Below are 16,746 nucleotides of genomic sequence, written 5' to 3'. Positions count from 1 at the left end.
CGACACCGGCGCCGAGCTGGCCGCCGCCTTCGCCCGGCCCGGCCGCGCCGGGACCTGCGGGCCGGCCGCGACCGGGTCAGGCCGGGGTGGAGGCCACCGGTTCCGCGGCCGGCCGCTCGGCCGGCGGGCGGCTCAGCAGCAGCGGCGCCACGGTCAGCACCAGGCAGGCCGCCGCCATCACCAGCAGCGCCGGCGTCAGCCCGAGCACCGCCACCGACCAGCCGCCGAGCAGCGCCCCGATCGGCAGGCCGAGGAAGGCCACCGAGCCGGAGATGCCCAGCACCCGGGTCTGCAACGACTCCGGCACCCGCTCGTAGAGGGCCGCGCCGAGCAGCGGGTTCACCGCCGCGATGGCGATGCCCGACACGAACGTCACGACGAGCACCACCACGAGGTCGTCGCTGAGCGCCAGGGCGAGCAGCCGGGGCGTGCCGCTGAGCGCCAGCCCCAGCGCGAACGTCGCCCGCCGGGGCAGCCGGGTGCCGGCCACGGTGAAGAGCAGGTTGCCCAGCAGCGCGCCGGCCGAGAACACCCCCAGCAGCAGGCCGAACCCGGCCGGGTCGCCGAGCACCCGGTCCACCCAGAGCGGGATCCAGACGGCGACGCTGGCGTTGGCGAACATGTTCGACGCGCTGACCACGATCAGCATGGTCAGCAGCGTGCGGTCGGTGCGCAGGTAGGCGAAGCCACCGCGCAGCGCCCGCAGGTAGCTCTCCCGGGGCGCGGGCTGGGCCGGCGCGGGAGGGCGGACCAGAACGCCGATCAGCAGCGCGCAGGCCGCGAAGGTGGCCGCGTCGATCCAGATCGCCCGGGTCACCCCCACCCAGTCGATGAGCAGCCCGCCGAGCACCGCGCCGAAGAGCGTCATGCCCCGGGCCAGCCCGTCGTAGGCCGAGGTGAGCCGGATCAGCGGCACCCCGGCCCGCTCGGCGGCCGGCTTGAACAGCACGTGCTTGACCCGGTCACCGATCCCGCGCAGCCCGCCGGCCACCGCGACCAGCATCAGCAGCGTGCCGAACCCCAGCCAGGGCGCCAGCGCCACCACGGCCATCGCCGCCGCGCTGGCCGCGTCCACGGCGACCGAGGTACGGCGTACCCCGAACCGGTCCGCCCACGGGGTGGCCAGCGCGCTGGAGAGCATGTACGGCAGCGTCTCCGCCGCCGCCACCAGGCCCATCCGGGTCGGGCTGCCGGTGGTCTCCAACACCAGCCAGGGGATGGCCACCACGGAGATGCGGGTGCCCAGGTTGGACAGCAGGTCGGCGCCGACCAGGGTGTAGAGCTCCCGGCGCGGGGTCACGCCGGGCTGCCGATGGCCGTGCCCAGCGACTCGGCGTCGGCCGGGTGGGCGGCGGCGTACCGGGCGCGCAGGGCGCGCTTGTCGACCTTGGCGGAACGGTTCAGGGGCAGCGCGTCCAGGAACTCCACGGCGCCGGGCGCCCAGGTCTCGCTCAGCTCCCGAGTCACCAGTGCGATCAGCTCGTCTCCGGTGACCGTGGCGCCCGGCGCCGGCACCACGTACGCGTGCGGCAGTTCCCCGGCGACCGGGTCGGGCACGCCGATCACGGCGGCGGCGCGGACCTCGGGGTGGGCGGCGAGCACGTCCTCGATGGGCCGGGAGTAGATCGGCCAGCTGCGCTGGCGGGTGAGGATGCGGTCCTGGAGCCGGTCGACCAGGTAGAGGTAGCCGTCGGCGTCGAGGTGGCCGACGTCGCGGGTCCGCACCCAGCCGTCGACCAGCGTCTCGGCGGTCAGCTCGGGCTGGCCGTGGTATCCCGCGAAGCTCAGCTTCGTGCGCACCCACACCTCGCCGTCCGTGCCGGCCGGCAGCACCCGCCCCTCGGCGTCGCGGATCTCCACGGCCACGTCCCCGTACGGGCGGCCGCAGGAGCGCAGCCGCTCCGGGTGCTCCGGGTCCTCGGTGAGCCCGGGCAGGGCGCAGATCACCACGGCCTCGCTGAGCCCGTACACGATGCGCAGGCACGGCCCGAAGCGGGCGATCGCCTGGCGCAGCCGGGCCGGCGCGGCGGGCCCGGCGCCCACGTTGAACATGAACATGGCGGAGAAGTCGGCGCCGTCGAGGGCCGGGTGGTCGAGCACCTCGTAGAGCATCGGCGGGGTGACGAAGGTGGAGGTCAGCTTCTCGGCGTCGACGGTCCGGATGAACGCCGCCGGGTCCCACTGCTCGCGCAGGAACAGCACCCCGCCGGTGAACAGGTTGAACAGCGTGGTGATCTGGCCGCTGGCCAGCCACATCGGCGAGTGCGACAGGTGCCGCAGCAGCGGGAATCCGGCCGCCCGGAAGTCGGCGGCCAGGGCGAGGATCTGCCGGTAGAAGCTCTCCCGGTGGTGCACCAGCTTGGGGGTTCCGGTGGTGCCGCTGGTCTGCAGGAACGACTCCGGCGCGGGCGCCGCGGCGGGCAGGTCGGCGGACTCGCCGTCGGTGGCGGTGAGGTCCGTTCCCGCGCCGCCGGGCCCGAGGCACAGCACCGGTACGCCGGTCAGCCCGGCCGCGATCCGCGCGCCGAGCGGGTCGCGCGGGTCGTGCACGAAGGCGTCCGGGCCGGCCAGGGCGACGAACTCGTCGACCTCCCGCCGGGAGGTGACCGGGGCGACCCACATGCTCCGACAGCCGAGCAGGTGCAGCGCGAGCTGGAGCAGGGGCCCTTCCAGGGTGTTGCCGAGCATCACGAGCACCGCGGCCCCGGGGCGTACGCCGTGCCGCAGCAGCGCGCCGGCCAGGCCGCGCACCTCGGCGGCGACCTGGAGGTAGGTGAGCCGGCGGCCCCCGCCGACGAGCGCTTCCCGGTCGCCGAACCCGGCGAACAGGTCCAGCGCCTCGTGCACGTAGTTCGGCCGGTCGGTCATCGGGCAGCCCCCATCGTGGTCCGGGGACGGTCGACGGTGGCACCGGCGAGCGGGGCCACGACTACCGTCGGAAGCGGCGTCCGGGCAGGTCGGAGCCGGGACGCGACGGCAGGTGCCAGGGTCGGCGACCGCACCGCCGCCAGTGCCGAGCCTAGGCAGTCGGGGTCCTGAGAGGACAGCGCCCGAACGGCGTTCGGTGGCACCCCGAAGACATTCGATCATGTCGATCAGGTTGATTGACGCTCGTCACCGCCGACGGTTAGTTTCCGGTCCATCGCCCGGCGGCGTCGCCGACCGCGTCGCGCCCGGGGCTGCCAACGATGGAGGATCAATGCCGACCCCGAAGAGATGGCACGTCATAGCTTCCGCCGCGACACTGCTGATCGCCGGCACTCCCGCGGTCACCGCGAGCGCCGGCCCCACCGACACCGACGCCGCCCGGCACGGGCGCACGGAGTGGGCCGGCACCTGGGCGGCCGCGGTGACCCGCGGGAACACCGTCGGCCTGACCAACACCGGCCTGAACAACCAGAGCATCCGGATGCCCGTGCAGACCACGGTCGGCGGCGACCGGCTGCGGGTCCGGCTCACCAACCTCTACGGCGAGCAGGCCGTCAAGGTCGGTCACGCCACCGTCGCCCGGCCGAACACCGCCACGGCCGACGACCTGTCCGACATCGACCCGACAAGCGTCCGCGAGCTGACTTTCCAGGGCGCCTCGTCGGCCACCATCAACAAGGGTGCCGAGCTGCTCAGCGACCCGCTCTCCTACCCGGTGGCGGAGCAGGAGGACCTGGTGGTCACCCTGTACTTCCCGGTGCTCACCGGCCCCGTCACGTTCCACGGCCAGTCGCGGGTCACCAACTTCATCGGCGCCACCGACCTCACCACCGCGGCCGGCGGCGCCGGCTTCGCCATCAAGCCCAACTGCTGCTGGATGTTCCTCTCCGGCATCGACGTGGAGCGCCGGCTCAGCCCCGGCTCGGTGGTCGTGCTCGGCGACTCGATCGGCGACGGCAACGGCAGCACCGTCAACGCCGACCGGCGCTGGCCGGACCTGCTGGCCGAGCGGCTCATCGACGCCCGCCCCGAGGTGCGCACCCCGGGCGTGCTCAACCTGAGCCTCTCCGGCAACCGGCTCAACCACGAGGGCACCGAGCCCGGCGCGGGCGGCTTCCCCGGCTACTACGAGCTGGGCCCGAACGCCCTGGCCCGGCTCAACGAGGACGTCTTCCCGCAGACCGGGGTGCGGACCGTCATCACCCACCTGGGCATCAACGACATCTGGATGAACGGCGACAGCGCGGAGGCCATCATCGCCTCGCTGCGCCAGCTCAACCAGCAGGCCCGGGAGCGCGGCCTCACCAGCCTGGTCGGCACCATCACCCCGTACGAGGGCAACGGCGGTCCGGGGGTGTGGACCGAGGAGAAGGAGGCCACCCGGCAGGCGGTCAACACCTGGCTGCGCGGCGCCGGCGGCGCCGAGTTCGACGGGGTGATCGACTTCGACGCCGTGCTCCGTGACCCGACGCACCCGAGCCGGCTGCTGCCGGCGTACGACGCCGGGGACCACATCCACCCGAACGACGCCGGCGCGCAGGCGATGGCCGACGCCGTGCCATTGCGACTGCTCGGTCTGTGACACCGGTGGGGGCGGCGTCGGCACCACGCCGCCCCCACCGTCTTTCCTGGGGAGGAACTGTGGACGTCGACGAGATCCTGACCGGCCTGTACAGCGAGCAGGGCCGGCAGAACCCGTACCCGTGGTACGCGGCCCTGCACGAGCACGGGCCGATCAACGCGGTCCCGAAGCGGGCCGAACACAGCACGATCACCGCCGTGGCCGGCGGCTACGACCTGGTCGACCAGGTGCTGCGCGACCCGGGCTGGTACAAGGGCGCCCCGCCCGACTGGCAGGACCAGGAGATCCTGCGCACCTTCCTGACCTCGATGATGTTCGTCAACCCGCCGGACCACACCCGTATGCGGGCGGTCTTCGCCAAGACGTTCACCCCGCGCCGGCTGGGCGCGCTGGAGCCGGTGATCGTCCGGATCGTCGAGGACCGGCTGGACCGGATGGCCGAGGCCGGCGCGGACGGCGCCGAGGTCGACTTCGTGGCCGACTTCGCGTACCCGGTCCCGGCGCTGGTGATGGCCGAGTTCATCGGCCTGCCCGAGGCGGACCTGGCCTGGTACCGGCAGCGGGTCGACTGGATCGACGAGTACATGGACGTGGCCGGCAAGACCCCGGAGCGGCTGGCCCGGGCCAACCAGGCCGCCGACGAGCTACGCGGCTACTACCGCGAGCTGCTCGCCCACCGGCGGAAGCAGCCCGGTGAGGACCTGATCAGCGGGCTGGTCGAGGTGCTGGACGCGGGCGGCGTCGACCTCACCGAGGAGGAGCTGATCAGCAACCTCATCGTGCTGTTCAACGCCAGCTTCGTCACCACCGTCTACATGTTCAGCAACGGCCTCCCGCTGCTGCTGGCCCACCCGGACGTGGTCGCCGCGTTGCCCGGCGACGACGCGCTGGCCCGGGGCTGCGTGGACGAGGTCCTGCGGATGGAGAGCCCGGTGCACTTCCTGGCCCGCGCCGCCCCGCACGACACCGAGGTGGGCGGCGTGCCGGTCGGGCGCGACGAGAACGTGCTGCTGCTGATCGCCGCGGCCAACCGCGACCCGGCCCGCTTCCCCGACCCGGACCGCTTCGACCCGCACCGCGCGGGCCCCCCGTCACTGGCGTTCGGCGTCGGGCTGCACTTCTGCCTCGGCTCGGCCGTGTCCAGGCTGGAGGGTCGGCTCGCCCTGCCCCGGCTCTTCGCCCGCTTTCCCGGGCTGGCGGTCACCCAGCCCTACACGTACAGCGGCAGCCTCTTCCTGCGCGGCATCGACAAGCTCTTCGTGACCACCGGGGAGGCCCGATGACCCTCGATCCGCAGGTGGTCGCGTGGCGGGCCGCGCGCGCGGCCACCGGCACCGCGCCGCTCTACACCCAGACCCTGGCCGAGGCCCGCGCCGCCGACCTCGCCGCGATCCGCGCCGGCTCCGGCGCGGTCGAGCCGGTCGAGGAGGTACGCGACACGCAGGTCCCCGGCCCGGACGGGCCGCTGCCGGTGCGCATCCACCGGCCGCCGGGGGACGGCCCGCTGCCCACGCTGGTCTACTTCTTCGGCGGCGGCTGGACGCTCGGCAGCGTGGACACCGCCGACGGGATCTGCCGCCGGCTGGTCAACCTCGCCGGCTGCCAGACGGTGACCGTCGGCTACCGGCTGGCCCCCGAGCACCGCTTCCCGGCCGCCGTGGACGACTGCCACGCGGCGCTGCGCTGGCTGGCCGGGCACGCCGACGAGTTCCGCGTCGACCCGGACCGGCTGGCCGTCGGCGGGGACAGCGCCGGCGGCAACCTCGGCGCCGCCGTCACCCTGCTGGCCCGCGCCGACGGCGGCCCCCGGCTCGCCGCCCAGCTGCTCGTCTACCCGAACACCGACCAGCGGCCCGGCCGCGGGCCCACCGGCGCGGAGGACCCGCTGCTGTTCAACCGGCACTCGGTCGAGTGGTACCGGCGGCACTACCTCACCGACCCCGGCGACGCCGCCCACCCGCTCGCCTCGCCGCTGCTCGCCGAGGACCTCGCGGGCCTGCCCCCGGCGCTGGTCATCACGGCCGAGCACGACCCGCTGCGCGACGAGGGGGAGCGGTACGCCGAGCGGCTCGCCGAGGCCGGCGTCCCCACCGAGGCCACCCGCTACGACGGCATGGTCCACGGCTTCTTCGCCATGCCCGGGGTGTTCGACGCCGGGCGGCGGGCCCAGGAGCAGGCGGCCGCCTTCCTGCGGGCACGGTTCGGGCTCACCCCGGCCGTCGCCACGACCGGCACGGCGGCGGGCGGACCGGACCGTGGCTGACCTCCGGACGACCGCCCCGGAGCCGGCGACGCCTCACCCGCTCGACCCGCCGGACGCCACGCCGACCGGCCCTCCACCGGACGCCGTCGTCGACCCGGGCGTGCCGGGGCGGCACCCGCACGACCCGGCCGGCCCGATCGTGACGGACGCTCCGACGCCGGTCGGTCCGGCGGCCGGGCGGGGACTCGCTGAGCCCGGCGAACCCGCGTTCGTGCCGCCGGCCAGCCTGGCCGACTTCGCCGAGCTGGCCAGGGCCGCGCTCCCCGCCGAGGTGTGGGACTTCGTGGCCGGGGGCAGCGGCACCGAGACCACGCTCGCCGCGAACCGGGCCGCCCTCGACCGGGTGGCGGTGCTGCCCCGGATGCTGGCCGGGGTGGACGCCCCGTCCACCGAGGCGCCCCTGCCCGGCGGCCGGTACGCCCTGCCGGTGGCGGTGGCGCCCATGGCGTACCAGAAACTGCTGCACCCCGACGGCGAGGTGGGGCTCGCGGCGGCGGCCCGCGCGGCCGGCGTGCCCTATGTGGCGAGCACACTGGCCAGCACGCCCATCGAGGACGTCGCCGCGGTCGGCGGCACGGTGTGGTTCCAGCTCTACTGGCTGCGCGACCGCAGCATGGTGGCCGACCTGCTGGACCGGGCGCTGACCGCGGGCTGCGCCGGGCTGATGGTCACCGTCGACGTGCCGGTGCTCGGCCGGCGGCTGCGCGACGTGCGCAACGGCTTCGCCCTTCCGCCGCACGTCACCGCCGCGAACCTGCCCGGGGGGCGGAACGACCTGGCCCACCAGGGCACGCCCGGGGTCTCGGCGGTCGCCGCCCACACCGGCGCGGTGTTCGCCCCCGCGTTGAGCTGGGCCGACCTGGCCTGGCTGCGGGAGCGTACCCCGGTGCCGTTGCTCGTGAAGGGCATCCTGGACCCGCGCGACGCGGTCCGCGCGGCGGACCTCGGCGTGGACGCCGTGGTGGTCTCCAACCACGGCGGCCGGCAGTTCGACGGCGCCCCGGGCAGCGCGGCCGTGCTGCCCGAGGTGGTCGCCGCGGTGGGGGAGCGCTGCACGGTGCTGCTGGACAGCGGCGTGCGCGGCGGCACCGACGTGCTGCGCGCCCTCGCCCTCGGCGCGGCCGGCGTGCTGGTCGGCCGGCCGCTGCTCTGGGCCCTGGCGGCCGGCGGGCGGGCCGGCGCCGAGGCGGCCCTGGCGCTGCTCGCCGCCGAGTTGCGCGACGCGTTCATCCTCAGCGGCTGCGCCGACCCGGCCGCCGCCCGCGAGCTGCGCACCCTGATCGGAGGCTGACGTGGAGCCGGTGGACCTGGCCGTCACGGCCCTGCATCCGAGCGTGGACGACCCCGCGTTGAACTCGATGAACTTCCTCAACGAGGTGGCGCAGCACTACCCGGACGCGGTGTCGCTCGCCGCCGGCCGGCCGTACGAGGAGTTCTTCGACTCGGCGGTGCTGCACGAGCACCTGGACGCCTTCCGCCGCCACCTCGCCGACGACCTCGGCCTGAGCCCGGCGCAGGTCGACCGGACGCTGCTCCAGTACGGCCGGACCAAGGGCATCGTGCACCACCTGATCGCCCGCAACCTGGCCGTCGACGAGCAGCTCACCGTCGACCCGGAGGCGATCGTGGTGACCGTCGGCTGCCAGGAGGCGATGTTCCTGGTGCTGCGCGCGTTGCGGGCCGGGCCGCGCGACGTGCTGCTCGCCGTGGCCCCCACGTACGTCGGGCTGACCGGCGCGGCCCGCCTCGTGGACCTGCCGGTGCGCCCGGTCACCGGCGGCCCGGACGGCATCGACCTGGCCGACCTGCGCGACCAGGTGCACCGCGCCCGGGCCGAGGGGCTGCGCCCGCGCGCCTGCTACGTGATGCCCGACTTCGCCAACCCCTCCGGGGTCCGCATGGACCTGGCCCAGCGGCGGCGGCTGCTCGACCTGGCCGCCGAGGAGGAACTGCTGCTCATCGAGGACAACCCCTACGGTCTCTTCCCGGCCGCCGGCGCCGAGCGGCTGCCCACCCTCAAGGCGCTGGACACCCGCCGCCGGGTGGTCTACCTCGGCTCGTTCGCCAAGACCGTGCTGCCCGGCGCCCGGGTCGGCTACGTGGTCGCCGACCAGCGGGTGGCCGGCTCCGACGGCACGATCGGCCCGCTCGCCGACCAGCTCGCGAAGATCAAGAGCATGGTCACCGTGAACACCTCGCCCATCAGCCAGGCGGTGATCGGCGGCGCGCTGCTGGCCCACGACTGCTCGCTGGTCGCGGCCAACGTCCGCGAGCGGGCCGCGTACGCCCGCAACCTGCGGCACATGGTCGACGGGCTCGCCCGCCGCTTCCCGGCCGGCGGCCCGGTGCGCTGGAACGTCCCGGCCGGCGGCTTCTTCGTGGTGGTCACCGTGCCGTTCGGGGTGGACGACGCGCTGCTGCACCGCTCGGCCCGCGGGTACGGCGTGCTCTGGACCCCGATGGCGCACTTCTACGACGCGGGCGCCCCGGTGAACGCGCTGCGGCTGTCGGTCAGCGCGGTCACCCCGGAGCAGATCGACCTGGGCCTGGACCGGCTCGCCGCGCTGATCGCCGACGAACTGGCCACGGTGGGCGCGCCGGCCTGACACCGCACTGTCGTCGTTCCGCCACCACCCGTGTTCCCGGGCGGGACGGCCACCGTTGATAATGGACGGATGGTTGCCTGGGAGTACGCGTTGCTGGTCCGCCGCTATCAGGGGCAGGGCCGCAATTTCCACGTCTCGTTCGTCTGGTACGCCCCCGACGGGTCGCGCACCGACGTGACCGCGTACGGCGACACCGCGATCGCGCACCTCAACCGGGTCGGCCGGGAGGGCTGGGAACTGGTCTCCGCCGCCGAGGACGTGAACAACGTGCAGGGCAGCACCGAGGTGCACCGCTACCACCTCAAGCGCCCCCTGCGCTGACCGGCTAGCGTGATCCTCCCAGGTCGGGGGAGGAGCAGCGGGTGGGCCGGTACGTCGTCGGGGTGGACTTCGGCACGCTCTCCGGGCGGGCCGTGGTGGTCGACGTGGCCGACGGCGCGCAGCGGGGCAGCGCGGTGCACGCGTACCGGCACGGGGTGATCACCGCGCGGCTCCCCGGCGGGCGGGCGCTGCCGCCCGGCTGGGCGCTCCAGGACCCGGCCGACCACGTCGAGGTGCTGCGCACCGCCGTGCCCGCCGCCGTCCGCGCCGCCGGGATCGACCCGGCCGAGGTGGTCGGCGTCGGCCTCGACGCCACCTCCTCCACGGTGCTGCCCACCCGCGCCGACGGCACCCCGCTCGCCGAACTGCCGGAGTTCCGGGACCGGCCGCACGCCTGGCCGAAGCTCTGGAAGCACCACTCGGCGCAGCGGCAGGCCGACCGGATCAACGCGCTGGCAGCCGCCCGCGGCGAGCCCTGGCTGGCCCGCTACGGCGGGCGGGTCTCCGCCGAATGGCAGCTCGCCAAGGCCCTCGAACTGCTGGAGGAGGACCCGGAGGTCTTCCGCCGCGCCGAGCGCTGGGTCGAGACCGCCGACTGGCTGGTCCGCCGGCTCTGCGGCCGGGAGACCCGCAACGCCTCGGCCGCCGGCTTCAAGGGGCTCCGGCAGGACGGCAGCTACCCGACCCCGGACTTCCTGGCCGCGCTGCACCCGGACCTGCCGGACCTCCTGCCCAAGGTCGACGGGCCGCTGCTGCCGCCGGGCGCCCGGGCCGGCGGGCTGACCGCCGAGGCGGCCGACTGGACGGGGCTGCCCGCCGGTACCCCGGTGGCCGCCGGGGCCATCGACGCGCACGTCACCGCGGCGGCGGCCCGGTCGGTCGCGCCCGGCCGGATGCTCGCCGTGCTCGGCACCTCCACCTGCCTGATCATGAACGCGGAGACCTGCCACGAGGTGCCCGGCGTCTGCGGCGTCGTCGAGGACGGCGTCACCGCCGGCCGGTGGGGCTACGAGGCCGGCCAGAGCGGGGTCGGCGACATCTTCGCCTGGTACGTCGAACGCGCCCTGCCCGCGTCGTACGCCGAGGAGGCCGCCCGCCGCGGGGTGCCCGTGCCGGACCTGCTCGACTCGCTCGCCGCCGACCAGCCGGTGGGCGGGCACGGGCTGCTCGCGCTGGACTGGCACAGCGGCAACCGGTCGGTGCTCATGGACCACGAGCTGAGCGGGGTGCTCGTCGGGCTCACCCTGGCCACCCGGCCCGAGGAGATCTGGCGCGCCCTGCTGGAGGCGACCGCGTTCGGCGCCCGCACCGTGGTCGAGGCGTTCGAGGCCGCCGGCGTACCCGTCGACGAGCTGACCGCCGCCGGCGGGCTGACCGCCAACCGGCTGCTGCTGCGCATCTACGCCGACGTGCTGCGCCGCCCGCTGCACGTGGTCGACGCCGCGCACCCGGCGGCGTTGGGCGCGGCCATCCACGCGGCGGTGGCCGCCGGGGCGTACCCGGACGTGGAGACCGCGTCGGCGACCATGGGCGCGTCGCACCGCGAGACCTGGCACCCGGACCCGGCCCGCGCCGCCGCCTACGACGAGCTGTACGCCGAGTACCGCGCCCTGCACGACCACTTCGGCCGCGGCGGCACCAACGTCCTCCACCGCCTCCACGCCCTCCGCCACCGCACCCTGCACACCCCCTGACTCCCGCGCCCGCCCCCGCCCCCGCCCTCTCCCGGCCCATCCCGGCCTCGCCCCGCCTCGTTGATCAAGAAGTTTGCGTCGGGGAACGCGCTTGCCGCTGACGCAAACCTCTTGGTCAACGCTCTCGGAGGCTCACGCCCCTGCCGTCGCCCCGGTTGATCAAGGAGTTTGCGTCCGGGAACGTGCGTGCCGCTGACGCAAACCTCTTGATCAACCGCTCTCGGAGGCTCACGCCCCTGCCGTCGTCCCGGAGTTTACGTCCGGGAACGTGCTTGCCGCTGACGCAAACCTCTTGGTCAACGCATCTCGGATGCTCGCCCCTACCGTCGCGGCGGTTGATCAAGAAGTTTGCGTCGGGGAACGCGCTTGCCGCTGACGCAAACCTCTTGGTCAACGCTCTCGGAGGCTCGCGCTCCCTGTTCGCGCCCGTTGATCGCGCCAGCTCGCCGTTGATCATGAGGTTGGCGGCAACGAGAGCGCGTTCCAAGGCGACAACTTCATGATCAACGAGGCTGGGCGAGGCAGGGAGAGGCGAGGCGGGGCGAAGCGGGGCGGCGACAGGTCGAGGCGCAGTGCGGGGCCGAACGCGATGGAGGAGCGCGACGCCCCGCTCGGCCGGGGGCCGGGCGGGGCGTCGAGGGAGGCGGTTGGGTCAGCCGAGGTCGACGGCCGGGTAGAGGGGGAAGCCGGTGAGCAGGTCGCTGGCCTGCTTGCTCACCGTCTCGGCCAGGGCCGGGTCGAGGACGTACTTGGCCTTGGACGGGGTGCCGTCCGCGTTCGCGCCCGGGGTGGTCTGGCTCAGCACGGTGTGCATCAGCTCGGCGGTGGTGTCCATCTCGCTGCCGCCCAGCCCGCGGGTGGTCAGCGCCGGGGTGCCGATCCGGATGCCGGAGGTGTACCAGGCGCCGTTCGGGTCCTGCGGGACGGCGTTGCGGTTGGTCACGATGCCCGAGTCGAGCAGCGCCTGCTCGGCCTGCCGGCCGGTGAGGCCGTACCCGGACACGTCGATGAGGACCAGGTGGTTGTCGGTGCCGCCGGTGACCAGCTTCGCGCCGCGGCGCAGCAGCCCCTCGGCGAGGGCCTGGGCGTTGTCGACGATGCGCTGGGCGTAGTCGGCGAAGTCGGGGCGGCGGGCCTCGGCCAGGGCGACGGCCTTGGCGGCCATGACGTGCGGCAGCGGGCCGCCGAGCACCATGGGGCAGCCCCGGTCGACCTGGTCGGCCAGCTCCGGGCCGCAGAGCACCATGCCGCCGCGCGGACCGCGCAGCGACTTGTGCGTGGTGGTGGTGACGATGTGCGCGTGCGGCACCGGGTCGAAGTCGCCGGTGAAGACCTTGCCGGCGACCAGGCCGGCGAAGTGCGCCATGTCGACCATGAAGGTGGCGCCGACGGAGTCGGCGATCTCCCGCATGATCCGGAAGTTGACCTTCCGGGGGTACGCGGAGTAGCCGGCCACCAGGATCAGCGGCTTGAACTCGCGGGCCGCCGCGGCGACCTTGTCGTAGTCGATCAGGCCGGTGGCCGGGTCGGTGCCGTAGCTGCGCTGGTCGAACATCTTGCCGGAGATGTTCGGCCGGAAGCCGTGGGTGAGGTGGCCGCCGGCGTCGAGCGACATGCCGAGCATCCGCTGGTTGCCCAGCTCGCGGCGCAGCGCGAACCAGTCCGCCTCGGTGAGGTCGTTGACGTGGCGTACCTGGGCCTTCTTGAGGGCCGGGGACTCGACCCGGTCGGCCAGGATCGCCCAGAAGGCGACCAGGTTGGCGTCGATGCCGGAGTGCGGCTGCACGTACGCGTGGGCCGCGCCGAACAGCTCCTTGGCGTGCTCCGCGGCGAGCGCCTCGACGGTGTCGACGTTCTGGCAGCCGGCGTAGAAGCGGCGGCCGACGGTGCCCTCGGCGTACTTGTCGCTGAACCAGTTGCCCATGGCCAGCAGGGTGGCGGGGGAGGCGTAGTTCTCGCTGGCGATGAGCTTGAGCGATTCGCGCTGGTCGGCCAGTTCGGCCCCGATGGCGTCCGCCACCCGCGGCTCGACGGCCCGGATCACCTCCAGCGCGCTGCGGAAGGCGGTGGATTCGGCGTTCAGCGACATGCGACCTCCTGGTGACGTGCGGAAGGCCCAGGCGCTCGGCATGCGTCCTCATGACGGGGCCGCTCCCCGATGGTTCTCCATCCCCACGCGCCAGTCACGGCCCGCGCCGATCCTACCGGGTTGCGCCGGGGCCGGACCGGCGCACCTCCGCCGCGCGCCGGCGGGGTTGGGCCGTCCGGGGCTGGGCAAACCCCTCGGGTGTGGGGGCGGGGCCGCGCGGCCCGCGCCCGGGAAAGAGGAGGCACGAGGATGAGCACACCGACGACCGGCCGTCCGCTCGCCGTGGTGACCGGTGCGTCCAGCGGCATCGGGTACGAGTTGGCCGCGCAGTTCACCGGGCACGGGTACGACGTGGTGGTGGCCGCCGAGGACCCGGCGATCGCGACGGCGGCGCGGAACCTGCGCCGCGACAACGGCCCGGAGGCGTACCCGGTCCAGGTGGACCTCGCGACGCCCGAGGGGGCGGAGCAGCTGGCCGGGGCCGTGACGGAGCTGGGCCGCCCGGTCGACGCGCTGGCGCTCAACGCCGGCCGCGGCGCCGGCGGTGACTTCGTGGGCGGGACCGACCTGCGCGACGAGCTGACCGTCGTCGACCTGAACGTGCGCTCGACGGTGCACCTGGCCAAGCGGCTGCTGCCGGGCATGGTCGAGCGGGGCCGGGGGCGGGTGCTGTTCACGTCGTCGATCGCCTCGACCATGCCGGGGCCGTACCAGGCGGTCTACAACGCCTCGAAGTCGTTCGTGCAGTCGTTCGCCGAGGGGTTGCGCAACGAGCTGAAGGACAGCGGCGTCACCGTGACGTCCCTGATGCCCGGGCCGACCGACACCGAGTTCTTCGAGCGGGCCCACATGGAGGACACCCGGGTCGGCCAGGGGAGGAAGGACGACCCCCGCACGGTGGCCGAGGACGCCTTCGCGGCCCTCATGAAGGGGGAGCACAAGGTGGCCGCCGGCTCATTCGTGAACAAGCTGCAGACCGCGGCTGGCAAGATCGTCCCGGACCGGTTGAAGGCGGAGCAGCACCGGAAGATGGCCGAGCCGGGCTCGGGCAGCTGAGCGGCGGCACCGACGGCGGGACTCGGCCTCGGCCGGGTCCCGCCGTCACGTCGCGCCGGGTCAGGCGATCACGGCGTCCAGCGACTTCTTCAGCGCCTTCGGGGCGGTCGGGGCCTTCGGCGCCTTCGGGCGCAGGTCGATCATGCGCTGGCCGATCTCCTGGAGCTGGTTACGGCCGAGCGCCTCGCGCACCTTGGGGAACCACTCCTGCTCCTCCTCCTCGACGTGGTGCAGCACGTTCTCGATGAGCACCGTCGTCTTGGCGTTGTACCGCTCGTCGTCGGCGTCCATGGTGAAGAGTTCGAAGCAGAGCACGTCGGCGACGTGGTGCTCCTCGTACGACTCCAGGATGTCGTCCTCGACGTCCGGCACGAGCTTGCGGACCTCCGGGTACATGACCTCGTTCTCGAGGTAGGTGTGCACCGTCAACGCTTCGAGGATCTGCTTCACCAGCTTCTGCCGCTCGCTCGCCGGACCCTCCTCGGCGTCCTGGAAGGCCTTGAACAGGCGGCGCATCTCCTTGTGGTCCTCCTTGAGCAGGACGATCGCATCGGTGGACACCGGGGTACCTCCTAGAGTCGGTTGATGTCGCCCCCCTACCCCCGTCCCGACCAGGGCAAACGAATGGGGCCCGGCGACACCTCGCCGGGCCCCACTCGTCTGGCTGCTACTGCTACTTCACCGCGTTGTACGCGTCGACGATGCCGGCGCCGTAGAACCCGTTACGGGTTCCGCCGGAGCAGGTCGCGTCGTATGCGTGCGGACCGGCCGTCGGGTGCAGCGGGGCCGGGTTGTAGACACCCTCCGGGCAGGACTGCGCGACCGACGTGCGCTCCAGGAACGACGCCAGCTGGCCCGGGGTCATCCCGGGGTGCGCCGACAACGCCAGCGCCGCGACGCCGGTGGCGTGCGGGCCGGACATCGACGTGCCCTGCTTGTACCCCCACCCGTTGGTCCGGGTGGTGGTGTTGAAGGTCGTCGACAGGATCTGGTCCGCGGTGGTCGGGCTGGCGCCCAGCGTACGGATCCGGCTGTCGCCACCCGGCGCCGTCACGTCGATGACGCCCTGACCGTACGAGGAGTAGTAGCTCTTCGTACCGGTCGGGCCGACCGCGGAGACGGTCACCACGCCCGGCGCCTCGGCCGGCAGGTCGAGGCAGGCGTTGGTGAGGTTCTCACGCACCTCCGGCGTCCCGTTGTTCGGGCTGTCGGTGTCGGTGATCTTGTGCGCGAGGTCGTAGTTGGAGTTGCCCGCGGACGCCACGTTGAGCACGCCCTTGGACTGCGAGTAGCGGATGGCCCGCTGCACGGCCTGCCACACCGGACGCTGGCGCGCGTCGTTGCGGCAGTTCAGCTCCCACGGGTCGATGAAGTAGCTGTTGTTGGTCAGCTGCATCCCGTGGTCGGCGGCCCACATGAACCCGCAGACCGCGGCCTCCGGGAAGATGTAGCCGGCGTCGTTGACCACCTTGACGGCGGCGACCTTGACGCCCGGCGCGATGCCGGTCACGCCGACGCCGTTGACGGCGGCGGCGATGGTGCCGGCCACGTGGGTGCCGTGGTCGCTGGTGGTCGGGTTCCACGCCGACTCGGTGGTGTTGGTGACACCGCCGATGCAGGACGTGCTCTTGTCCTTGGCGATCTGGGTCGCCAGGTCCGGGTGGGTGCTGGAGATGCCGCTGTCCAGCACGCCGACGACGACGTTCGCGCTGCCGGTGGTCACCGCGTGGGCCTGGGGCAGGTGGATCATGTTCATGTCCCACTGCTGGCCGTAGAGCGGCTCCTTGGTCGGGTCGCCGGTGGCGCTGGCGACGTCGGCCGCGGAGACCTCGACGGTCTCGCCCTCGTCGAGGGCGGTGCCCAGACCGGCGGTGGACGCGACCGACTCGACGCCCGCGCCCGCCACCTGCGTGGCGAAGTCCGGGTTGGTCGAGCGGACGACGAGCACACCGATCTGGTCGTAGGTGGCCACGACGGTGCCCTTGGCGGCCGCCACGCGGGCGGCGGCCTGGCTGGTGTTGGCGCCCTGCGGGGCGAGGACCAGATACGAGGTGTCCGGTCCGGCGGCCGCCGCCGGTGCCAGCCCGCCGGTGAGGGCGAGGCCGACGCCGAGCGTCGCGGCGGACGCGGCGGCCAGTGTCTTGCGACGGAGGTTCTTCACACAGACTCCCAGGGGGCCGATCCGGCCGGGTCCCACTCCCTGGCGG

At 73.9% G+C, this 16,746-nt stretch carries 13 protein-coding genes and 1 riboswitch; of the genes, 8 read left to right on the top strand and 5 right to left on the bottom strand.

The window, feature by feature from the left end; translation table 11 throughout:
• Positions 1-76 precede the first annotated feature (76 nt).
• Positions 77-1,300 (bottom strand): MFS transporter, encoded by a 1,224-nt coding sequence (locus IEY96_RS21620; protein ID WP_189196636.1) that lies wholly within the window; start codon positions 1,298-1,300, stop codon positions 77-79.
• Positions 1,297-2,868, bottom strand: a complete 1,572-nt coding sequence (locus IEY96_RS21615) for a class I adenylate-forming enzyme family protein (RefSeq protein ID WP_189196635.1) — start codon at positions 2,866-2,868, stop codon at positions 1,297-1,299. Before IEY96_RS21615 ends, IEY96_RS21620 begins: the two co-directional genes overlap by 4 nt.
• A gap of 358 nt (positions 2,869-3,226) precedes the next feature.
• On the opposite strand from IEY96_RS21615, the gene IEY96_RS21610 reads away from it, so the two are divergent.
• From IEY96_RS21610 to IEY96_RS21580, 7 genes are all read left to right on the top strand, one after another.
• Positions 3,227-4,510 carry an SGNH/GDSL hydrolase family protein gene (locus IEY96_RS21610; protein ID WP_189196812.1) on the top strand — a complete coding sequence of 428 codons (1,284 nt, stop codon included), beginning with the start codon at positions 3,227-3,229 and terminating at the stop codon, positions 4,508-4,510.
• Between the two features lie 59 nt (positions 4,511-4,569).
• Complete coding sequence (locus tag IEY96_RS21605; protein ID WP_189196634.1) at positions 4,570-5,793, top strand: cytochrome P450; 1,224 nt, start codon at positions 4,570-4,572, stop codon at positions 5,791-5,793.
• Entirely contained in the window at positions 5,790-6,773 is a 984-nt protein-coding gene (lipP1, locus tag IEY96_RS21600) for a LipP1 family hormone-sensitive lipase (RefSeq protein ID WP_189196633.1), read from the top strand. Before IEY96_RS21605 ends, lipP1 begins: the two co-directional genes overlap by 4 nt.
• 211 nt (positions 6,774-6,984) lie before the next feature.
• Positions 6,985-8,064 (top strand): alpha-hydroxy acid oxidase, encoded by a 1,080-nt coding sequence (locus tag IEY96_RS21595; RefSeq protein ID WP_189196811.1) that lies wholly within the window; start codon positions 6,985-6,987, stop codon positions 8,062-8,064.
• Between the two features lies 1 nt (position 8,065).
• Positions 8,066-9,379: an aminotransferase-like domain-containing protein gene (locus tag IEY96_RS21590; protein WP_229791767.1), complete on the top strand. Its 1,314-nt coding sequence runs from the start codon at positions 8,066-8,068 to the stop codon at positions 9,377-9,379.
• A gap of 69 nt (positions 9,380-9,448) precedes the next feature.
• Positions 9,449-9,700 (top strand): hypothetical protein, encoded by a 252-nt coding sequence (locus tag IEY96_RS21585; protein ID WP_091658185.1) that lies wholly within the window; start codon positions 9,449-9,451, stop codon positions 9,698-9,700.
• A gap of 41 nt (positions 9,701-9,741) precedes the next feature.
• Complete coding sequence (locus IEY96_RS21580; RefSeq protein WP_189196632.1) at positions 9,742-11,394, top strand: ribulokinase; 1,653 nt, start codon at positions 9,742-9,744, stop codon at positions 11,392-11,394.
• Positions 11,395-12,046: 652 nt separating this feature from the next.
• On the opposite strand, the gene IEY96_RS21575 is transcribed toward IEY96_RS21580, so the two are convergent.
• Positions 12,047-13,483, bottom strand: a complete 1,437-nt coding sequence (locus IEY96_RS21575) for a glycine hydroxymethyltransferase (protein WP_189196631.1) — start codon at positions 13,481-13,483, stop codon at positions 12,047-12,049.
• A gap of 18 nt (positions 13,484-13,501) precedes the next feature.
• A riboswitch (ZMP/ZTP riboswitch) is annotated at positions 13,502-13,591 on the bottom strand.
• 141 nt (positions 13,592-13,732) lie between these two features.
• Here IEY96_RS21575 and IEY96_RS21570 point away from each other — a divergent pair.
• Positions 13,733-14,539, top strand: coding sequence for an SDR family NAD(P)-dependent oxidoreductase (locus IEY96_RS21570; RefSeq protein WP_189196630.1), 807 nt, complete (start codon positions 13,733-13,735; stop codon positions 14,537-14,539).
• 60 nt (positions 14,540-14,599) lie between these two features.
• Here IEY96_RS21570 and IEY96_RS21565 read toward each other — a convergent pair whose 3' ends face one another.
• Entirely contained in the window at positions 14,600-15,100 is a 501-nt protein-coding gene (locus IEY96_RS21565; RefSeq protein ID WP_189196629.1) for a hemerythrin domain-containing protein, read from the bottom strand.
• Positions 15,101-15,212: 112 nt separating this feature from the next.
• A complete protein-coding gene (locus tag IEY96_RS21560) occupies positions 15,213-16,700 on the bottom strand; it encodes a S8 family peptidase (protein ID WP_189196628.1) in 1,488 nt (495 codons plus the stop codon).
• Positions 16,701-16,746 lie beyond the last annotated feature (46 nt).

The organism is Micromonospora fulviviridis (assembly GCF_014648395.1).
Lineage (GTDB): Bacteria > Actinomycetota > Actinomycetes > Mycobacteriales > Micromonosporaceae > Micromonospora > Micromonospora fulviviridis.
This window is presented reverse-complemented; position numbering and strand designations above follow the sequence as displayed.